Annotated in this window: 11 protein-coding genes; 3 read left to right on the top strand and 8 right to left on the bottom strand. The window is 52.4% G+C overall.

Features of this window, described 5'->3' with window-relative positions; all coding sequences use genetic code 11:
• The first annotated feature begins 42 nt into the window (after positions 1–42).
• The 3 genes from NP603_RS02535 (at position 43) to asnB (ending at position 4,566) form a co-directional block, all read left to right on the top strand.
• A complete protein-coding gene (locus NP603_RS02535; RefSeq protein WP_256609355.1) occupies positions 43–1,449 on the top strand; it encodes a glycosyltransferase family 4 protein in 1,407 nt (468 codons plus the stop codon).
• A 70-nt stretch (positions 1,450–1,519) separates the two neighbouring features.
• Entirely contained in the window at positions 1,520–2,710 is a 1,191-nt protein-coding gene (locus tag NP603_RS02530; protein ID WP_256609354.1) for a glycosyltransferase family 4 protein, read from the top strand.
• A gap of 2 nt (positions 2,711–2,712) precedes the next feature.
• On the top strand, positions 2,713–4,566 hold the full coding sequence (gene asnB / locus NP603_RS02525; protein WP_256609353.1) for an asparagine synthase (glutamine-hydrolyzing): 1,854 nt from the start codon (positions 2,713–2,715) through the stop codon (positions 4,564–4,566).
• 189 nt (positions 4,567–4,755) lie between these two features.
• Here the strand turns inward: asnB and NP603_RS02520 are convergent, their stop codons facing one another.
• From NP603_RS02520 to NP603_RS02485, 8 genes are all read right to left on the bottom strand, one after another.
• The gene (locus NP603_RS02520) at positions 4,756–5,622 is read right to left on the bottom strand and encodes an HDOD domain-containing protein (RefSeq protein ID WP_256609352.1); all 867 of its coding nucleotides are present in this window, start codon (positions 5,620–5,622) and stop codon (positions 4,756–4,758) included.
• A gap of 2 nt (positions 5,623–5,624) precedes the next feature.
• Positions 5,625–10,718, bottom strand: a complete 5,094-nt coding sequence (locus tag NP603_RS22145) for a response regulator (protein WP_256609351.1) — start codon at positions 10,716–10,718, stop codon at positions 5,625–5,627.
• 10 nt (positions 10,719–10,728) lie between these two features.
• Positions 10,729–11,241 carry a YfiR family protein gene (locus NP603_RS02510; protein WP_256609350.1) on the bottom strand — a complete coding sequence of 171 codons (513 nt, stop codon included), beginning with the start codon at positions 11,239–11,241 and terminating at the stop codon, positions 10,729–10,731.
• A gap of 93 nt (positions 11,242–11,334) precedes the next feature.
• Positions 11,335–13,320, bottom strand: a complete 1,986-nt coding sequence (locus NP603_RS02505; protein ID WP_256609349.1) for a TonB-dependent receptor plug domain-containing protein — start codon at positions 13,318–13,320, stop codon at positions 11,335–11,337.
• Positions 13,321–13,601: 281 nt separating this feature from the next.
• Complete coding sequence (locus NP603_RS02500; RefSeq protein WP_256609348.1) at positions 13,602–14,681, bottom strand: SPM autocatalytic domain-containing protein; 1,080 nt, start codon at positions 14,679–14,681, stop codon at positions 13,602–13,604.
• A gap of 57 nt (positions 14,682–14,738) precedes the next feature.
• Positions 14,739–17,537 carry a class I adenylate cyclase domain-containing protein gene (locus NP603_RS02495; protein WP_256609347.1) on the bottom strand — a complete coding sequence of 933 codons (2,799 nt, stop codon included), beginning with the start codon at positions 17,535–17,537 and terminating at the stop codon, positions 14,739–14,741.
• 43 nt (positions 17,538–17,580) lie between these two features.
• Positions 17,581–18,180 carry a histidine phosphatase family protein gene (locus tag NP603_RS02490; RefSeq protein WP_256609346.1) on the bottom strand — a complete coding sequence of 200 codons (600 nt, stop codon included), beginning with the start codon at positions 18,178–18,180 and terminating at the stop codon, positions 17,581–17,583.
• Positions 18,181–18,209: 29 nt separating this feature from the next.
• Positions 18,210–18,956 carry a phosphate/phosphite/phosphonate ABC transporter substrate-binding protein gene (locus NP603_RS02485; protein ID WP_256609345.1) on the bottom strand — a complete coding sequence of 249 codons (747 nt, stop codon included), beginning with the start codon at positions 18,954–18,956 and terminating at the stop codon, positions 18,210–18,212.
• Between the last annotated feature and the right edge of the window lies 1 nt (position 18,957).

The raw sequence follows: 18,957 nt of genomic DNA, 5'->3' as shown, positions 1-18,957 counted from the left end.
AACTCGCTGATAAACTAAAATGTATAGTGAACGCATAATATAATGAACATCGCAAAAGTCTCAAAAATCAAACACCCTATCAATATACTTTACATTTCTAGCAGCAGCAGTATAGGTGGGGGAGAGGTTTACCTATTAAGCGTAATGCGTCACTTAGATAGAAACCTATATAACCCAATAGTATTACTGCCCGATGACGGAGACTTTAGGCTTGCCCTAGATAAAATTAATGTGGTTTCTGTCGTTGTCAAACTGAAATATGGTTGGCTGATGCCTAGCAAATCTTGGCATGTTTTTTTGTCAGAAACCGCCACAAGAATTAATGCCATAAAGGATATTATTGACAAATATAACATCAGTTTAGTACATACCAATTCAAATATTTTTTTCGACGGCGCCCTAGCCGCGCTAGAAAAAGGTATTCACCATATTTTAGTAGTCCATATACCTTTCTCTGATGCGCAACCGCTATTTCAACGCCTAAACCTATCGGCGAATAATTTTGCATGTTTAATTAATGACATCTCCGATCATGTAATTGCTGTTTCCGAGGCTACAGCAAATACGCTAACCCCCTGCATTCCCGATTCTAATTTAAGCGTCATTAATGTCGGCCTGGAATTAGATATTTACGAAAAATCATCAAGTATAAAATCAGACATTCGTAAAGAACTAGGCTTACCCGAAGATTGCTCAATAGTTGTTTCCATAGGACGGATAGATCCCGACAAAGGTTTTGATATCCTACTCGAAGCTGCTTATATCGTACTACAAGCGAGACAGAACACGCATTTTATAATAGTTGGCTCAATTGATGAACCACATTATTACCAGCGCCTTATTTCACGAATTGACCAGTTAAAAATTGAAAATAATTTGCATTTTCTTGGCTTCCGTTCCGACATACCTGAAATACTTCGTCAATCTAACGTTTTTGCTTTAACTTCTTTTTCCGAGGGTGGACCGTATGTCTTGTTAGAAGCCATGGCTTGCCGTTGTGCGGCAGTAGCTACAAAATGTGGCGGTATTGTAGAAAATGTGATCAAGGACCATGTATCCGGCTTATTAATTGAAGTCGGAGATTTTGAGGCACTAGCCAGAAATATTTTAGTACTTTTAAGCGACTCTTCATTAGCACAAAATATTTGTGAAAACGCATACAAAATTGTCGATGGAAACTATGAAGCAAAACAGTCAATTGACAAGTTGATGGATGTTTATGACAAGGTACTGAGCAGACCTGCAAAATCAAGACCTAACTATTTAATCGTATTACTTAGGAATGCCATAGAAGAGCATGCATATCTAGGCCTCCGACTAGAAGAGCTTTATGATCGATTTAATCGTGTCGAAAATCTGGCCAACAAGATACTTAATAGCCTTGCCTACCGAATTCTCAGAAAGTTAGCTCACAAAATAGGTCACCTTTTATCACAAAATCGGCAATGATCTTTTCAAGGTTATTCACTTGGAATAACGCTATCAATAATATCTGCTAACATAGGACTTTGCTCAGAATATGCAACACAATTATCCTTTTAAAAAAATTGGGCTCATAGCTCCATACTTTCTGCCAGTGATAGGTGGCGCAAACATTTACTGCTACGAATTAGCTAAGGCCTATGCCGAAAAAGGATTCGAAGTGCACGTCTTTTCTGTAGAAGGGGCATTGAATGATGATAGCTACATTCTTCATCCAATACTAACCCATGATTTAAAGAAAGATCTGGCGCTCTTAAACAATTTTGACATGGACTTATGGCACTCGCTTTTTTTATATTACGCACCTTTATCGTTCCATAAAAAAAACGTTTTTGTCACAACTCATGGTGACGATATTTTTAGTTTTAGCATTCGATATAATTTACCGGGCAAAAAACTTCTCGATCAACATCTCTTATGGCGATTACCAGATTCGGTAAAAAATAGGCTAAATTTTTATTGGGAGCACACCGAGCTGTTATTCAATAAAATTATTTTTTCTTTTGCTTTAAAAAAGGCAAAACAAGTAATTACAGTAAGCCAGTTTACTAGAACGATGTTCGCTCAAAAATTTCCATCCGCATCCTCAAATGTCAGCGTGGTGCCCCCCGGTGTTTCTGAAAACTTCTTCGCAGAGCACAACGTTAAAAAAGACACCCATCTATTTTTAACAGTTTCCAGAATTGACGAACATGACCGCATCAAGAATATTCATAATGTAATCAAAGCGTTTGCTTTGCTTAAAGATAGATTTCACTTTAAATACGTTATTATCAGCGGCAACAATACAGGAAACTATAAAGATGAGCTTGATTCTCTAATTAAGCTAAATCGCCTTGAAGACAGAGTTTTTATAGAAGGCAGGAAGACTTTGGACGAATTACTGGAATATTACAGAAAAGCCGGGCTATTTATTTTAGTGTCCTATGCTGAGCCGAAAAATTTTGAAGGTTTCGGCATTGTCTTTCTTGAAGCGAATGCCTGCGGGACGCCCGTCCTCACCTCTAAACAAGGTGGGATGTCTGACTACGTTAAAGAAGGCGAAAACGGATTTTATGTTAATGATGTCGATGCCTATGGCATTAAGGATGCGCTTGAACGTTATCTAACCCATCAGATTGAATTTGACGACTCAACCATAAAGCAATCTCCTGCCGCTTACAAATGGTCGAATATTGCAAATAGAATTCTCGAAATTTATAGAAACAAAATTCAAATTGATTCTTAACCATGTGCGGAATTAACGGTATTTTTCTCCACGGTGGCAATAATCACGGAATTAACGCCAACGAAATACTCCTGACTCGCGATTCTATGTATAACAGAGGGCCTGACGGTGCCGGCCTTTGGATATCGGACTGCGGTAATGTCGGATTTGGACATCGGCGTTTGGCGATAATCGAACTTTCCGAATTGGGAGCTCAGCCCATGCACACGTCGGAGGGTGACTTATCGATTACATTCAATGGTGAAATATACAATCACAACGAATTAAGAAAGGATTTAGAATCAAAAGGCTTTGTTTTTCGAAGCCATAGCGATACAGAAGTTCTGCTTCGTTTATACCAGCATATCGGCGTCGAAATGGTTAACCAATTACGTGGGATGTTCGCATTTGCGCTATGGGATAACCGTAACAAGAAGCTTATAGTTGCACGTGATCCTTACGGTATAAAGCCGGTTTATTATTCAAATAGGAATGGTGTATTTCGTTTTGCGAGTCAGGTACAAGCTCTATTAGCGGGGAACGCTATCGATTTGTCAATCAATCCGGCTGCATTAGTAAGTTTTCTACTTTGGGGCAGCATATCCGAGCCCCTTACTTTTTATGAAGACATAAAGGTGTTGCCTGCAGGACACGTACTCGAAATCGATTATTTAGGCCGTCAACGCCTACATCAATATTGGAACATCAATAACTCCATAAACTCATCTTATGCGGCGGCCTCTGCTATTCATCCGGATCAAGCCAAGGGATTGGCTAAGTCGGCCATTATCGACTCCGTCAAAGCGCACATGGTTGCCGACGTTCCTGTCGGCACTTTTTTGTCGGCGGGGCTCGACTCCGCAACGATTACCGGCCTGGCGCAAGAACTTGCTTCAGAGTCCGTAAGCGCTATAACGCTCGCTTTCGAAGAATTCAACGGGAGGTCGTTAGACGAAGCGCCCGTTGCCAGGGAAATAGCGTCAAGACTGGGCGTAAATCACCAAGTCGTCACCTCTAGCATGTCCGAAGTCGAAGCCGAATTAGCAATGTTTCTGGAAGCGATGGATCAACCGACTATCGACGGCATCAACACTTGGCTAGTCAGCAAAGCTGCTAAAGCTAACGGGTTGAAGGTCGTTCTATCCGGTTTGGGCGGAGATGAGATGCTGGGCGGCTACAACACATTCGAAACAATTCCGCAAACTCTAAATAAATTATCGCCATACAATTCAAGCCCAGCAATTAATGGTTTATTCTTTCATATCCATTCTTTTATTGCTAAAAACTTTAAAAAATTAAATCCGAACAACTCCGATTATTTGAACATGAGCAGAAATATTACGTCTGCTTACCAGATTCATAAAGGGTTATTTATGCCCTGGGAAATTTCAAATATTATTGACAGGGATATATTAAAGGCCGGCTTAGCTAAACTTTCGGAAGCCAGTAGCTTCGAGTCAATAGACGACATTGAATCCGATTTCGGAAAAATCGTAGCTCTGGAATCAAAGAAATACATGCGGAATCAATTGTTGCGCGATACCGACTGGATAGGAATGGCTCACTCTTTGGAAATTCGCGTGCCGCTGGTGGATCACATTTTGCTTTCCAATCTGGTTGGCTTCGCGGCAACCGGCAAGTTGGGGAACAAAAAAGAAATATTGCCTCAATCACTGGCCGTTAAATTGGAAGATCACATCGTAAACCGCCCTAAAACCGGATTCACCATTCCTATTTGGCGTTGGCTGAACCAGTCCCCCGCCTTTTCTTCCTGGAAAAAAAACAAATATTTAACCAACGAAAATATCATACCGAATAAACGCTGGGCTTATTGCGTGCTCGAACAATTTCCAGCGGTACGCAACCATTTAAAATAAAGCGAGCTACAATGAAATATTGTGTTCAGCCGTTCCATATCTAGTCAATCATATCTGACCACAGAACACGCCCCCCGCTGAAACAGGGGTCATGTAATCGCCCAGTCGAGTCGGAAACAGGACACCGAGCCGTTGATCGATCTGTTCCGGCGCTTTCTCAGATATTTACGGATAACCCGGAACGGTAGCCTACCCGAACAAAACCCTGGCCAATTCTTTGGTCTTGGCATATTCGGTTTGTAAATTGGCGAAGCAACGCTGTGCGGCATTTTCCGAGATTGCCAGCGCCTCCAGCATGCCCAATGACGGCATTTCCTCGTCCTTGAATAACGCACCTACCATCCGCGTGGCGGCACCGACCATCTGCGCCAGCTTCCAATGATCGCCGCGGTAACCGGAGTGGCGGTGGTGTTCGATAGCCGTGGCCAGAACCTCCGGGATGCCCCAGTACTGGGCCAGATAGGCGCCGATCTCGCAATAGTCGGTGCCGGCGGTTTTGCGCAAAACCTGGTTCAGATGCAATTGTGGATTGGCCCGTTTCAGTTGCAATGCTTCCTGAGTCTGCAAGGCCATCGTATCCGCCAGGCACAATAGCCCCAAATTATGCAAAATACCGGCGGTATGCGCAGTTTGCACGAAAGTCTCGTTAACCTCGGCATCCTGCAGTGCCAACGCCCGCGCCAAATCGCCGGCCGCTTGCGCCGCCAGCATACTGCTGACCCAGTAACGCCGGATGTCGAAGCCGCGGCATTGGTTGACGTTGAACGGCTTCATCACCGCCAAGCCTATACTTACGCCACGGACGATATTCAAACCCAGTTTGAAGCAGGTGCGCTCGATTGAGGTCACCGGCTCGCCGTTGTTGTTGATCCAGGCCGAATTGGCCAGTGCGATCAGTCGCGAGCAGATCGTGGGATGCGCCTCCAGCACTTGCGCCAGGCCGGCATAATCCAGACCATCGTTGGCCAGGGCTTTGATCAGATGGTGAACGTCGTGGGGCAAGGCCGGCAATTGTCTCGCATCGGCAAAGCAAGCCGGCAATTCGATTCTGGGCATAGTCAGTTGTCGGGTGAAATATACGTGCCAGGTCTGGCGTCGACGAATTCCAAACGAAAGTCCTTTCGAAACAAGGCTGGTAATGCCGCGGCCGGCTGCGGAGCGCTGAACAGAAAACCTTGTACGATCTGGCAGCCCAAACCGCTCATAACCAGCGCCTGGTCTATGGTTTCCACCCCTTCGGCGACCAGGCAGAATTGCATCGCATGCGCCATACCGATGATGGTTCCGAGCAGAATCGGGGTTTGCGGATTGATCAATACGTCCTGCACGAATATGCGGTCGATTTTCAAGCAGTCGACCGGCATTTGCTTTAACGCCACCAGCGACGAATAACCGGTACCGAAATCGTCGATGGCGATTTTCACGCCGATTTCCTTAACTCTGCGGAATACGTCCATATCGGCCGGGTTTTGCATCGCACTTTCGGTAACTTCCAGTTGCAGGTACTCGGCGGGCATACCGGTCTGTTGCAAGATATCGCGTAGCGAACCGATAAACTGGGGATCGCGGAAATGGCTGGCGGCGACGTTGACGGCCATCGTCAACATCGGCAGACCTTGGCTACGCCAATTCAACAACTGCAAACAGGCGCTACGGATCGCCCATTCGTCGATCTTGCCGATCAATCCCAGCGTCTCGGCCAGCGGAATGAATTCGCTTGGTCCGATCATGCCCCGCTGCGGGTGGCGCCAACGAGCCAAGGCTTCGATACCGACCATGCGGCCGTCCAACATGCCCACCTGGGGCTGATAATGCAATTCGAACTGGCCCAGTTCCAAAGCATCGCGCAACATTTGTTCGTCCTGCAGACGCTTGATCGCTAAACCGGTCATTTCCGGCCGGTAATAGGCGTAACGCTGTTTGCCGGCGGTTTTGGCCGAATACATCGCCGTATCGGCCGCCTTCATCAGATCGTGCTCGTTGTCGCCGTCTTTCGGATAAATGGCGATACCGATGCTGACCCTTGGCTTCAGGTGGTGGCCGCTCAAAATCAACGGCCGGTTGATTTCCTGCAAGCAACGTTCGGCAATGTCCATGGCCTGGAATTCGTCGGTAATAGCGTTGACGATGATGCAAAATTCGTCGCCGCCCAGCCGTGCGGCAAAGTCTTCCTCGCGCACCACGCTCTGGATCCGCTGGGCGATGGCTTTCAGAAACTGGTCGCCGACGTTATGGCCGAAGCTGTCGTTGACGTATTTAAATTCGTCCAAGTCCAAAAACAGGAACGCAAACTCCTGTTGCGCCCGCGCCGCGGCTTTGATGGTTTGCTGCATCCGGGAGTGGTAATGCACCCTGCTGGCCAAGCCGGTCAGCTCGTCGAAATATGCCAATTGGTGAATGATTTTTTCCGATTCCTTCTGTTTGGATATATCCTGAACCGTACCGGTAACATAACTTTGCGCGCCGCTATTGATCAACGCCGTATCCTGGCGCACAGTGATAGGGTCTTCGCTTTCGCTCAGCAGCCGGTATTCGATACAGGCCCCCTTACCTTCGACGGCGGCATTAACCACCTCCTCCACTTTGTCCCGATCGGCAACGTCGATCAAATCCAGGTACTTGCCCAATTGGCCCTGAAAATAGCCCGGGCTGGCGCGGCACAATTCGGCTAGATAAGGCGAAATCTCGAATTTGTCCTGTTTGGCATCCCAGGTCCAGTAACCCAAGCCGGCAATGCGCTGGGCTGCGGACAACTGCTGCTTGCTGTTACGTAACTCGGCGGTATCCCGATACGAACGCAGCAAAAACTTGATGTGGTGGATCAACACCACGTGATTCAGCGGCTTGATGACGAAATCCGCTGCCCCAGCTTTGAAGGCGCGGTTGATCGATTCGATATCGTCCAGACCGGTGGACATGATGATCGGCACGTCGGTCATCTCGGCTAAGGCCGACATCCGGGCGCAGGTTTCGAATCCGTCGATGCCGCCCATGATCGCGTCCAGAATCACCAGGTCCGGAATCTCGCGTTGCAACATCTCCAAGGCCTGTTCGCCGCTGCACGCCTCCTCGACCCGAAAGCCGGCCGATCTCAATTGCTCGCCGGTAATCAGCCGGAAGTTAGGATCATCGTCTACCAGTAGCAAGCGCACTGCGGCACTGGCCGACCCGGCGGCGTCCCTCTTGCCATCTGCAGCCGCCGATTCGGTCGGACCGGTAGCGGCCAAATGGCGCAGTTCGGCCAAGACTTCCGGCAATTGCCGCTCGAAGGCGGCTAGCAATCCCCCAACTTTATCCGCGGCGCCCTGGCGCCCGGCAGTCTCAAGCGCCAGACAGATTTTGGCGAACTCCCGCGCCCCCAAATTGGCGCTGGCCGATTTCAACGCATGCGCAGTATTCGCCACGGTTTGAAGGTCGGCCGCCGCGATCGCCTGGCGCAGTTTTTCGGCCTGTTCCGCCGCGGTTTGCAGGTACAAAGCCACCGCTTTATCGAACAAACTGACACCTTGGGCATCGACGATTTCTCGCAATTCGGCAGTATCGGCATGGCAGATAGGGCTCAGCTCCGTCGGCGCCGGAAGTGCTCCCGGTGCGACCGGGCTATCGACTCGCGGCGTTCCGCCTGCAGCTAACCAAGCCAGCAACAGCGTGCGCAACTGGTCTTTGCTGAAAGGCTTGCTCAGATAGCCGTCCATCCCCGCCGCCAGGCATTGACCTTGAATGCCTTTCTGCACGTCGGCGGTCAATGCGATCACCGGAACCCGGCGCTTGCCGGCTGCGGTTTCGTGTTCGCGCAGTTTGAGCGTGGCGCTGAACCCGTCCATGACCGGCATGTGGCAATCCATCAAAATCAAGTCGTAATCGCAGCGGCCAGCGGCGATTACGGCCGCTTCACCGTTGTCTACCACATCCGCGCGGCACCCCATGTGCTCCAGGAAGCTTTTTACGACTTCCTGGTTCACTAAATTGTCTTCGGCAACCAGAATCCGCCCGCGCAAGCGGGTGGCGCAAACCGGTTTGCCGGTTTGCGACAGCTCCGGCTCGACCACCTTGTCCTGCGCCAAAGTCACGCGCAGACAGTTCAATAGCCGTTGCTGAAACACCGGTTTGTTCAGAAAAAAACTGATGCCGTATTCGTAGCTGCGTTCGGATTGGAAACTGACGTTTTCCGAGCTGAGCATGATGATGGCGGGCTTGGGAATCCGCCGGTCGGTTTGAATCGCTTTGGCCAACGACAAGCCATCCATGATAGGCAGGTGCCAATCCAGCAAGGCCAGCTGAAACGGTTGCTGCACCGCGGCCGCTTCCAACAGCATTTTCAACGCCCGCGGCCCGCTGTCGACGCTAGTGGCGTTGGCGCCCCACAACGCCAACTGCGAAGTTAGAATATCGCGATTGGTGGCGTTATCGTCGACCACCAGAATATTGACGCCATGCAAATCCGCGGTGTCTGCCCGAGCGATGGCGGCTTGGATCCCCAGACCGAATTCCAGGCTGAAGTAAAACCGCGAGCCGGCGCCGACTCGGCTTTCCAGTTGCAGTTCGCCGGCCATCAGTTCCACCAATTGCTTGGAGATGGTCAATCCCAAACCGGTGCCGCCATAACGTCGGGTGATGCTGCCGTCCGATTGAGTGAAGCTTTCGAAGATCTCGATTTGGCGTTCGTCCGGCACGCCGATGCCGGTGTCGATCACCTCGAACAATAGCCGAACCCTGTTTTCGGCAGCGCCACCTTCAACTCGGCCAACCTTGAGCTGGACATCTCCGCGCTCGGTAAACTTGATCGCATTGCTGAGCAAATTGACCAGCACCTGGCGCAAACGCTCGGCGTCGCCCTGCACGATGTAATTCAGATCGTGGGGCATGTTCAAAATCAATTCCACACCCTTGCGGTGCGCCTGGTCGGCCAACAACTCGACGGTTTCTTCCAGCATCGGCCGCAAATCGAACTCCTGCAAAATCAGTTGCAATTTACCGGCTTCGATTTTGGAAAAATCCAGAATGTTATTGATGATGCCGAGCAGCGAATTGGCCGAGCGATACGCGGTTTCGGCGAAACGTTTTTGCCGCTCGTTCAATCCGGACGCCATTAACAGCTCGGTCATCCCCAACACGCCGTTCATCGGTGTTCTGATCTCGTGGCTCATCGTCGCCAAAAACTGCGACTTGGCCTTGCTGGCCTGCTCCGCCTGCTCCTTGGCAGCCAAGGCTTCGGCGACGCTGCTGTTCAGTTCTCGGTTTTTTTCGGCCAATTGCCGGGTCCGCTCCAGTACTTGCTGCTCCAGCGAATCGCGGTGCATCGCCAATTGGTCGTCGCGGAACTGAATTTCGGCGAGCATGGTGTTGTAGACATCGGCTAGATCGCCGAACTCGTCGGAACTGGTCTTGTTGATGCGGTGGGAAAAGCTTTTTTCGTGACCGACCGACTGCATGGCTTCCATCAACTTCAATAACGGTGCCAAAAAGATATGCTGCATCTTGGAAGTCAATGCGCTGATACAAAGCATTGTGAACAGCACGATCAAGCCGATGATTAAATAAAAGGTTTTCAGGATGGCGTAAAAGCCGCTTTGGTCGTCCACCAAATGTAATACGCCGACCATTTCGCCATCCAGCTCGATCCGCCGTACGAAGTGCAGATTGTTATCGGCGTCGTAGCGGAACACGTCTCTGTCGGCAGCAGCGCCATCCGCGTCGCGGTTGTACGGAAACAGCCTGTCGTACCAATGCGCCACGGCGCCGGTGACGGAATCGAACAGGCTGCCGCCGGCGTCCGGATTCTTGGCCTGTTTCAATAAAGCCAGAGTTCGTTCCGCATCCCAGTGGCTGATCCCGGCTTTGCCGGAATGGTAGTCGGCAAACAGCTCGCCCTGTTTGTTGTACAACTCGGCATTCAGGATGCTTTCCCGCGTCCGCATACTTTCCAGCATGGTGTTGGCCGCCGTCATATCGCCGAATACCAGCGCAGCAGAAATGTTCGAGGCGATAATATTGGCCACCAAAACCAATTGCTGCTCGGTTTCCTTCTTCTTCGCAAAATATTCGTTGATGATGATCGCCGTGGTTGCCAGAAATAGCGTCATCATCGCAATCAACGCCATGATCGACACTAACTTGATTTTGATCGGCGCATCATTAAACCATCTGACCATGCCCGCTCTCCTAACGGTCTCCGACAATTTTCGCCAACCGCAGCAGGTTGGAACTGATGTTTAAATCCGAGGCCTTGACGGCGGCCAAGTTGACATGCAACTGGATTTTGCCGTCGACATTCACCATGGCCACCATGCCGCCGCTAGCGACAAAATCCGCGTCCTCGCCGATCGTCAAAACCGGCTGGTTTTTAATATCGAGAAATACCTGCAACAGCACGTTATTGGACAATTCCCCGATGAACAAAATCTGGCATTGGTTCAAATTACGCAACCTCTCGGAATTGACGATATTAATTAAGCGGTTGCCGACGCTCTTGCCGTCGATCGACTCGAACGATTGCAGTAAAACGTTATCTCCCGCCAGACAAACGTTCAGACCGGAACTCGAATCGGCAAAGGCGTTCACCGGCCACTGGGTAAAGCGGGCGAAATTCAGCGTCAAAGCCGCAAACACCGAATATTGTTCCAAGACCGCCGGTGCCGCCGAACATACGCTTGCCGCCGAAGCTAACAGCGCCAACCTACAGACTCGGATAGCGTTCACCACATTTAGCAGCGATAACAAGTAATTAACCGTTCGCAAAAGTAATCGAAGGTTCGTGGCATTAATAGTCTAGAAGTTCCAGGCCACTTTCCCGTACATGCCGCGGTCGATAAACGTGGGTAAGGTTTGGTTCTCCTGCCTGAACTGCAAATGGCTGTCGCTAAGCAGATTCTGCCCGACCACAGACAATTCCAAATTCAATGCCGGGCGCCAGGCCAAACGTACATCCATCGTCACGTAATCGTCGATTTGCTGCAAGCCGAATACGCCGACGGCGGCGTTGCTGTCGACATAGCGCAACCACAGATCGAAATCCAAATCTTTGCGCCAGCTCAAGGCGCTGCGCAGGCTGAGGCGTTGTTGCGGGCCGGCCGCCGCGATAAAGTTGGTTGTGGTGGCAAAATCGGATTTTAGCAGGCTGTAATTGGCATCCCACCGCCACCAATCCAGCATTTGCCAGACCGCCGCGATTTCGTAGCCGTAGGTTTTGGCTTGAAAGTTGTTATTTAGCGCCAACGGCACTACAACGACGCCACTCACCGGATCAAACGTGCCCGCGCCTTGCGAGGCGTTGCGCAAATTATCGTAATCGTTATAAAACGCCGTAACATCGAGCGATAACGCTTTGATGAACGTAGTTCGATAACCTAATTCATAGGCGATGACGTCCTCGGCCCGGTAGCTTCGCTCTCCGTTCAGATACACCGCGACAGCAGGAAAAAATCCTGGCGGCGGCTGCACGGTTTGCAAGATCGACATGTTTTGTTCCGCGCGCGACGGCGTTCTGACCGCACGCGATACCGCGGCCCAAAACCGGTGCTGCGAGTGCGGCGCCCACATCAAACGCGCGGTCGGTTGGCCTTCGAATCCGCTGTAGTCGTTGTGTTCGAATTTGGAGCCCAAGGTCAGCCATAAAGTATTGCCGATCAATTCGATTTCGTCCTGGATAAAGCTGCTGAACAATTGGTCGTTGCGGCTGGCGGGACTTAACCTCAACAAGCTTCCGGCTTCGGTGTGGTCGTGGGTGTACTGGTAGCCGAAGCCCCAAATCACCTCATGGCTGTCGAATAGACCAAAGCGGTGCTGGAAATCCAAATCCAACGTATCGCGCCCCTCGCTGAACCAGGCTTCGTTGCGCCGGTAGTAGTCGTAATAGAGTTGCAGCGAATAGTCCGAACGGGTGGAAATTGTATGCTGCCAGCGGCTCAAGACGTTACCGCCGTAAGCGTCGCCCTGGTCGCCGAACCGGTTTTGGTAAGGTGCGGCGATTTGCGGAATCGCCAAGGTCTGGTTGATGGTGCTGTGGTACAAATCGCCTTGGACGGTTAACTCGTCCTGTAGCGAGAAGCGCGAATCCAGCCTGAAGCCGCCCTGAGCCTTATCCCACGAGTCGCCGGCCGGCTCGGCATCGGCGCGGCTGTTGGCGTCTCGGTTAAAGCCTTTAACGTAGACCCGACCGCTAGTGTCTTCGTTGAGCCGTCCGCCGTAACGAAAGCCGCCGAAACCGCGTTCTTCGGTGCCGCCGCCCGCCACCAGCAATGCGCCCTGAGTCTTGGCGGAATGTTTGGTGATGATGTTGATGACGCCGTTCACCGCATTCGCGCCCCACAGCGTAGCCCCCGGACCGCGTATGACTTCGATACGCTCGACGTCTTCCAGCATCACGTCCTGATTTTCCCAATACACGCCGGAAAACGAGCGGGTGTAGGTATTGCGGCCGTCGATCAGCACCAGTAATTTATTGGCGAAGCGGCCGTTGAAGCCGCGGGTGCTGACGGCCCATTTGTTGGAATCGATTCTGGAGACATCCATGCCCGGCGCCATGCGCAGCGCTTCGGGGATGCTGGTCACGCCGGAGCGCTTGATATCTTCCTGAGTAATGACGAATACTGCGGCAGCCGAATCGTTCAGCGCTTGCGCCTTCTTGGAAACCGAAGTGACTTCGACGCTAAGCAGGTCCTCCACATTCAGTTCCAGTGCATCCTTTACGTCTGGCGCTCCCGAACCCGTTTGGCTGATTACGATTAGCAGCAATCCGACTATTGGCTGTTTCATACGGTAACTGGCTATTGGTTTGGCGTTGAATTGCCCGCACCGGCCGAAACATTCTCAGTCCGAACGGCAACGACGGAAACGGGGAAATTTCCTCCCGAATCGCCATGCTCCCGAAAACGGCAAACCAAGAATCAGCTATATGCCGTTCCTCGTCATACGAAAAACCGCATGCGGTACGTCAGAATTTCCTCACAAACCAAGTTTAGTCCAATTTCCGATTCGGCAACGGCAGCGTGCCCAGCAGAGCCGGTTTAGCGGATAGTAGGATCGAAACAGCCGGCTCAGACCACGAAATTCAGTTCTTGCACGGTACCGGCCCGACCTTGCTCGGTGAAGTAAAGGCCGGTGGCTGCCGCTTCCGCCTTAGTGCGGTTGTCTTCGTCTTTGTATTCAAACGGTGTAGCCAGATGACCGAGGTAAATCGCGCCGATATTCTTGTCGCCCAGGGCCAGCAATTGCTGGCTGCCGTCGTCGTAGCGTTGCCAGATCCGCAAACGTTGGTAAACGGCATCGCCGGCATCGATAAACTGGTTACCGTCCTCGTCGTAGGCGGCAAGGTCAGTAAAGCCGTTACCGCTGGCCGGTCCGAACAGCTCGGAGCCGTCGTTGATCACCCCATCTTCGTTCCTATCCAAAGCCAACATGCCGCTGCCGGATTTGAGAGCGGCAATTTGCTCCAGGCGACCGTCGGCATCGATATCGAATTGAAACCGGGTGTTGCTCAACTCGGCAGCGTTGCCGTCGAAATTGATCACCAACGGATCGGTCTTGACGGCATCGCCGGCTCGGATTTCCAGATTCGATTCCTGATAAAAACTGCGACTGATCGACATCGAAACGCTAAAACTCAGGCTTTGGCCGTCTTTGGTTTTTATCGTCCCCTCGGCCTCGAAACTCAGCGTCTCGCTCTCGGCATAGGCCACAGTTTGCCGGTAAACCAAACCGCCCCGACTGGACGCCGATTCGACTGCCGCCGAATCCGGCGCCGGGGGTTGCGGCTCGGTGGCTTGGCCGTCGATCTGTAATTGATCGGGCGAAAATAAAACGAAATCGCGACCGGTGATTTCCTTAAAGATGCGCTTGATGATTTGCAAGGTCAGACTGTGTTGCGAATCCAGCCGACTTTCCGGATCGATCGGCTGGGTGCGGCTGGCGGCAGTTCGCGCCGCACTGCTGAGTTGCAGGGTGTCGCCGACCGCCCGTCTCGACACCTCGGCGCCTGGCGAAACCGGATTTTTCTCGTTGACTGCGTCAGGCTCCGACTCTCGGCCGGACCAGACCTGCAACGAGGTTTTGGTACTAACGGCTTGATGCAGCAGGTGTTGGCTGCTCAAGTTGATTGCGGATTTATCGATGATCATGGCGAGCCTCCCCGGCCGGATGGTTACCGCACGGTTATCGGCACAATGCGCTGGAAGTTAAATGTTTAACTTATCCTCCATTTTTTGCTTGTAATGCAGAAAATGCAGCGTCTGCAGTTCTTCGCTATGTTCGGCGCCCAGAACCCGGCAAGGCGCGTCTATTTCGGTGATGTGAAACGGATAATCGTCATGGCTGTTGCGATAACCTAGGATCTCGCTACGCACCGCCTTTAAGCTTTCCGCGCCGTCGATCGCGAACCGGCGTTCGTTGCAATAGACCGCGATGCCGCCGCCCGCCTCGCCGACGATCCTGACGCGCAAGTCGAACACGCTGGCGCCCACCTTGACCTGCACGGCTTGGCAGGACACGACCCCGGCCGAGTTCTTTTGAATCTCGTAAAAACGCACACCGATGCCTTCCGGCACCTGCGCTTGGGCCAGCAAGGTGCCGAGAAACAGCGAGTAGTGGTTCAATACGTGTTCCGGATTGGCATTATTATGCTGGCGGACGAACAACGAGCCTTTTTCGTCCAGCACGTAAACCGCCACATGTTTGCTGGTAGCGTGGTAAAAGACCTGCACCGTGTCGGCCAGGTTGTGGCGGTACAACACCGGGATGTAAGTTTGTTCCAACACGTAAGCATCAAACAGCACCGCGGAAAACTGCGGCTGCGGCTTAGAAAGCTCCTGAATCAGTTGGTTGGCGTTATCCAAACGAAAATAGCCCAAACGGCCGTTATTGTATTGAAACAGACTGTAACCGGTCTCGGCCGGGATGATATAACGCTGGGCGCCGGCACCGGCGGCAACAAAGCACTTCAACAGATTGTTGAACAAGGACTCGGTACGCAACACGATACTGCGGCCGCGCACCGGCGTGTAACATAACACCTTTAGCGAATCGGCCGCGATTTGCGGTCCGCCATTATGCAAGATGTCCAACAAGCAGTTGAGCAGGCCCTCCAGCCCGACGTAATACTGCAAGGTCGCCTCGCCCCAACTCGACACCGACAGCTTATAAACCGATTGTACGAAGCATTGGCGGGTCTCGCCGTAACTCAGCGGGTCCGAACGCTCGCTCATGACCAATTGCTGGCTGTTGGTATCCATGGCCAGGCTTTCGCCGAGATTGACCAGCAACAGCGCGGCCGACAGCCGGTTCGGCGCGGCGAAGGCATCCAAGCCGCTGTCGGCGCTCGGCAAACGCGCCTGAAAAAAAGCGTTCAACTCGTTGAACAACTGGTACAAATCGTTGCCGGCCAATTTCAGGTTTGCCGCCGCAACCTGCAAATTCAAGGTTTTTTTATACAAACCGTTCAGCACCGCCCAACTCAGTATTTCCAACAAACTGTCGCCCTGCTTGATGGCGCTGTGTTCGGCTGCCTGCTGCGCGACATTTCTGTCGCTGTATAACCGCCAGACCGGAGGAGCGTCTTCGGCAACGGCTTCCTTGGCCACCAACAAATCCGGCGTGGTGTGGACCGCACCGCGCGTCGTCAATATTTCGATTTTGCCGGGGCGCTGGTCCAGCGCGGCGCGCAGCTTGCGGCCGATCAGGCGTAAATCCCGGTTTTCGCGCTGGGCCTGGTCGACCGGCAAGCCGGTGAATTTGATGATCATGCGCAAGCACTGTTGCAACTGGTCGCGAATCACGGCGTGCTCGCTGTTGGCGCGCTTGATGTCCCAGTAACGTTGGCTGGCCAGGCCGTCCAGCATGTCGTCCGGCCACTGCCATTGTTCGGCGACTTGTTGCATAAAGTTTTCGCGCATTTGCCGCACCCGGTTTTCCAGGATCGGCCCGGAACCGGCCATGATCTTCATGTAAAAACACTCGCGGATCAGATCCAGGCGCTGGGCAAAGCCGCCTTGGCGCAAGTAGGCGTCGACCTTGCTGTACATCAGCAAATACGGATCCAGGCTTTCGACGCTGAACTCGCCGCGGTAAACGGCTTGTTTAAGGGCCAGGCACAGCCATTGCGGATGCGGAAACTCGCTGGCATAGCTCTCCATCAATAACAGCTTCAACAGCGATTTATGCGGCGAGGTCAGGGATTTAAAAATATGCCACAGCGTCGCGCTGACGAATTCCGCTGTCGGCATTTGGTTCAGATCGCCAAAATCGAGTACATCGGCTTCGGCGACGAAACGGTTCTCCAGCAAGTGCTGCACGTATTGGCCGTAGTGACGCTCCTGGTCTGGCGGTACCAACCACCAGACCGGCGTGCGCCCGACGACGTAAATCGACGTGCGGTAAAATTCTTCCAACAACAGATAGTGCTGGGTTTCGCCGCTGCTTTCCTTGGAAATCGGCGTATTCTCGCCGCGCATGAATTGCTCGGCAACGACCAGAAAAAAATGCGCTTCGATTTTCAACGATGCCGCCCATTTTTCGACCTCTCTGGTTTTTTGCCGCAACTCCTCCAACTCGTCGCCCATTAAATTAGCGTCATGACATAACCAGATGTCGATATCGCTTTCCTTGGAAAAAGCCATGCTGCCGACGCTGCCCATCAGAAATATGGCGTGAATCGGATATTGCCGCAACGCCTTGCGCTTATAAGCAAACCCCTTGGAAAATTGCTTGGCGACGTCGACGGTCTGTTTGCTCGGCGCGTAGTCCGGAATTCCGGCCGGGGTTTCCGAAGAGACGAAGCCGGGCAATAAAGGATGGTTTTGATGGAATAATAGCGGCAGTAATTTCAGAAAATCCTGCTGCCGCGGCTGCAACAGACTCTGCACGTGCTGCAATCGCTGTTGGTTGAAATATTTGAAACGCTGCGTCACCGCATGCAGATCTTTTTTACTGATTTCTTCGCCGGGGGCGCCCAAGCGGATTGGAAGGAATCGGTTCGTCACTGCGGCGCGCCAAATTCGGAATGGCTCTTCAGTATAAAAGAAATCAACCCGGTCGGTGGAAGTTAAACTGTAGGTAACGGCCGTCTTCGCTATCGAATGCCGTAAACCGGGTCAACCCGGCCTGCGGAATCTCGATTTGGAAGGCGTTCCTTGCCGGCAGTTGCAGACAATGGCTGAACAAGCTGCGCACGATGCCGGCATGGCTGACCAGCAACACCTTCTTGCCGGCACCATCGGCCAGCAATTTATCCCAGGCGACCTGGACGCGGCGGTTGAAGTCGCGGAAATTTTCCGCCTTGGGCGGCGGGTAGCGCTCGGGATCGCGGTAAAACGCCGACAAGGCGCCGGGCCATTGGCTCTCGATCTGATCCGCACTCAGACCATCCCAGACGCCGAAGTCGTATTCGGCCCAGGCCGGATCGACGCGCAACTCGGCCTGCTGCTGTTCGCACCAGGCCGCCGCGAATGAACGGCAACGGCGCAGCGGCGAGCTGACCACGACGTCCCAATGCAGTTCGCCGCATTGCCGGTACATTTGCCGCCAGCCGCGCTCGGTCAACGCATCGTCGGTTATACCGCGGTAACGGGAGCCGCCGCGGGCCTCGCCGTGCCGCAAAATATCCACTGTGGTCACTGTCGTCATCGTTGCCGTTTTCCTTCCTGAATTTGAGGTCAGGTATTTAGCGTATCCATCAAGTCGATCATGAATTCCATTTCCTCGTCGTCTATCGTTTGCCAGCCGTCGAAGCCCAACGCGGCCAGGACGCCTCTGCCCTTCTCGTCCGCCGCCATATCCAACAGCACCTGGCGCCATTCGCCGCGCTTTGCCTGCAAACGCGGGCCGACCATCAACGCATGGTGGATCACGCTGATCTGGCTGCGGACTAGCACCCGTAACTGCTTGCGAATCACGCCGGACAAATTGTCGTAGGCTTCGGCCAGAATGATACCGGCGTCCGCTTCGCCTTTCAGCAAATGTTTCGCCACCAGCACATGGGTGTCCGCCAAAACCGGGACAATGTTGCCGGCATCGAGGTCGGCCGGCTCCAACATAATCATGCCCATCAGCCGCACGTCGGGATCGTCGGTAAACGCCACCCGGCTATTGGCTTGCAAATCGGCGACGTCTCGTACCGAACTGTCGGCATTGACGGCGATGATGGCTTCGTCCGCCTGGCCCTGAGCCTTGGCCAACGGCAAAAAACCTTTGTTTCTGACCAGCATCGCCGCGTCGTAAGGATTGGCGTAAATCAGGTCGATTTTATCGGCCTCGATGGCTTGATGCAGTTGCTGGTAATGGTTGTACATTTCCAGATGGATCGCGGTACCGGTTTGTTTTTGCAGCCAGGTGTTGAAGATATACCAGCCTGACAGGCGGTCCGGAGCGAAATCGGGACTGACGGTAAACAGGAATGTCATG

It is taken from the genome of Methylomonas aurea, assembly GCF_024505045.1.
Classification (GTDB): domain Bacteria; phylum Pseudomonadota; class Gammaproteobacteria; order Methylococcales; family Methylomonadaceae; genus Methylomonas; species Methylomonas aurea.
The sequence above is the reverse complement of the archived record's forward strand: the minus strand, read 5'-3'. Positions and strand labels throughout refer to the sequence as shown.

What these genes read in the sequence shown, in the direction of transcription:
- NP603_RS02535 (WP_256609355.1), top strand. Translation starts at nt 43, where the DNA reads ATGAACATCGCAAAAGTCTCAAAAATCAAACACCCTATCAATATACTT.
- NP603_RS02530 (WP_256609354.1), top strand. Translation starts at nt 1,520, where the DNA reads ATGCAACACAATTATCCTTTTAAAAAAATTGGGCTCATAGCTCCATAC.
- asnB (WP_256609353.1), top strand. Translation starts at nt 2,713, where the DNA reads ATGTGCGGAATTAACGGTATTTTTCTCCACGGTGGCAATAATCACGGA.
- NP603_RS02520 (WP_256609352.1), bottom strand. Translation starts at nt 5,622, where the DNA reads ATGCCCAGAATCGAATTGCCGGCTTGCTTTGCCGATGCGAGACAATTG.
- NP603_RS22145 (WP_256609351.1), bottom strand. Translation starts at nt 10,718, where the DNA reads ATGGTCAGATGGTTTAATGATGCGCCGATCAAAATCAAGTTAGTGTCG.
- NP603_RS02505 (WP_256609349.1), bottom strand. Translation starts at nt 13,320, where the DNA reads ATGAAACAGCCAATAGTCGGATTGCTGCTAATCGTAATCAGCCAAACG.
- NP603_RS02500 (WP_256609348.1), bottom strand. Translation starts at nt 14,681, where the DNA reads ATGATCATCGATAAATCCGCAATCAACTTGAGCAGCCAACACCTGCTG.
- NP603_RS02490 (WP_256609346.1), bottom strand. Translation starts at nt 18,180, where the DNA reads ATGACGACAGTGACCACAGTGGATATTTTGCGGCACGGCGAGGCCCGC.
- NP603_RS02485 (WP_256609345.1), bottom strand. Translation starts at nt 18,956, where the DNA reads ATGACATTCCTGTTTACCGTCAGTCCCGATTTCGCTCCGGACCGCCTG.